Source organism: Enterobacter cloacae complex sp. P40C2 (genome assembly GCF_014930695.1).
GTDB classification, from domain to species: domain Bacteria; phylum Pseudomonadota; class Gammaproteobacteria; order Enterobacterales; family Enterobacteriaceae; genus Enterobacter; species Enterobacter pasteurii.
On sequence record NZ_JADBRP010000033.1, the window covers coordinates 1 to 534 of the forward strand.

The following is a 534-nucleotide window of genomic DNA, read 5'->3' on the forward strand; positions in this document are numbered from 1 at the left end:
GTCTTCCGGCGAGCGGGCTTTTCACCCGCTTTATCGTTACTTATGTCAGCATTCGCACTTCTGATACCTCCAGCATGCCTCACAGCACACCTTCAACGGCTTACAGAACGCTCCCCTACCCAACAACACATAGTGTCGCTGCCGCAGCTTCGGTGCATGGTTTAGCCCCGTTACATCTTCCGCGCAGGCCGACTCGACCAGTGAGCTATTACGCTTTCTTTAAATGATGGCTGCTTCTAAGCCAACATCCTGGCTGTCTGTGCCTTCCCACATCGTTTCCCACTTAACCATGACTTTGGGACCTTAGCTGGCGGTCTGGGTTGTTTCCCTCTTCACGACGGACGTTAGCACCCGCCGTGTGTCTCCCGTGATAACATTCTTCGGTATTCGTAGTTTGCATCGGGTTGGTAAGCCGGGATGGCCCCCTAGCCGAAACAGTGCTCTACCCCCGAAGATGAATTCACGAGGCGCTACCTAAATAGCTTTCGGGGAGAACCAGCTATCTCCCGGTTTGATTGGCCTTTCACCCCCAGC

At 54.1% G+C, this 534-nt stretch carries 1 rRNA gene; it reads right to left on the bottom strand.

What is annotated here, in order from left to right:
• A 23S ribosomal RNA gene (locus tag IM304_RS22195) occupies window positions 1-534 on the bottom strand; the annotation flags it as partial.